Source organism: Nocardioides sp. NPDC057577, assembly GCF_042801335.1.
Lineage (GTDB): Bacteria > Actinomycetota > Actinomycetes > Propionibacteriales > Nocardioidaceae > Nocardioides.
The window spans coordinates 1-1,387 of the sequence record NZ_JBHVGB010000340.1 but is presented as its reverse complement, the minus strand read 5'-3'; the positions used below and the strand labels follow the sequence as shown (position 1 = coordinate 1,387).

1 protein-coding gene is annotated in these 1,387 nt (G+C 65.5%); it reads left to right on the top strand.

The genetic code is table 11. The annotated features are described in order from the left end of the window. Positions 1-284 precede the first annotated feature (284 nt). The gene (gene chvE, locus ACFU7D_RS29625) at positions 285-1,349 is read left to right on the top strand and encodes a multiple monosaccharide ABC transporter substrate-binding protein (protein ID WP_378874110.1); all 1,065 of its coding nucleotides are present in this window, start codon (positions 285-287) and stop codon (positions 1,347-1,349) included. Positions 1,350-1,387: the final 38 nt, after the last annotated feature.

The following is a 1,387-nucleotide window of genomic DNA, read 5'->3' as shown; positions in this document are numbered from 1 at the left end:
GTCATAACGAGCCGACTCGGCGGGGATTCAACTGGTCTCACTCCTTGTCTGTGAGCCCGCTGTGCAGTGCAGATGATCAACGGAGCCTCCCGTAAGTCACGAGTCGGAAACATCCTCGTCCTGCACTTGACGCATTCGGACTTGAAGAGGCAGCCTGTCTCGATGTGAGCGCTCACATCTGTGATGTGACTCACCTGGAATCCGGCCTGTGCGCCGGTCTCCGGACCCCCCGACAGCGGCGCGTAGGCCTACCGACGCGGCCGTAGATGAAATGGAGCAGGTAAGTGCGCAAGGTACTCACCACGATCACCGCGGCAGCGCTTGCGCTCGGCCTCGCGGCATGCGGCGGCGACGGCGGCGAGGGCGGCGACAAGGGCACCGTCGGCGTAGCCATGCCGACCAAGTCCTCGGAGCGCTGGATCGCTGACGGCAACAACATCAAGAAGCAGCTCGAGGCCGAGGGCTACAAGGTCGACCTGCAGTACGCCGAGGACGACATCCCGACCCAGGTCTCCCAGGTCGAGAACATGGTCACCAAGGGCGTCGACGTCCTGGTGGTCGCGGCCATCGACGGCACCGCGCTCGGCGAGGTCCTCGAGACCGCCGACTCGCAGGAGATCCCGGTCATCAGCTACGACCGCCTCATCCGCGGCACGAAGGCCGTCGACTACTACTCGACCTTCGACAACTACCAGGTCGGCGTGCAGCAGGCGACCTCGCTCGTCGACGGCCTGAAGGCCAAGGGCGAGGGCCCCTACAACGTCGAGCTCTTCGGCGGTTCGCCCGACGACAACAACGCCACCTTCTTCTGGGACGGCGCCATGTCGGTGCTCGAGCCGCTGATCAAGTCTGGCGAGATCGTCATCCCCTCCGGCCAGACGGACTTCAAGCAGGCCGCGATCCTGCGCTGGGACCCCGCCACCGCGCAGAAGCGCATGGAGGACATCCTCACCAAGACGTACGCCTCCACGAAGGTCCAGGGCGTCCTCTCGCCCTACGACGGCCTCTCGCTCGGCATCATCGCCGCGCTCAAGGGCAACGGCTACACCACCGCCGACCTCCCGGTCGTGACCGGCCAGGACGCCGAGGTGCAGTCGGTGAAGTCGATCAACGCCGGTGAGCAGTACTCCACGATCTTCAAGGACACCCGCGAGCTCGCCAAGGTGACCGTCGACATGATCGTCGCCGTCGGCGCGGGCGAGGAGCCCGAGGTCAACGACACCGAGACGTACGACAACGGCGAGAAGGTCGTTCCGTCCTACCTCCTCGACCCGGTCGTGGTCACCAAGGACGACGTCACCAAGGTGCTCGTCGACTCCGACTACTACACCGCCGACGAGATCAAGTAGCACCCCGTACGCGGCGTGGGCCCGGGTCCCTCCGGACC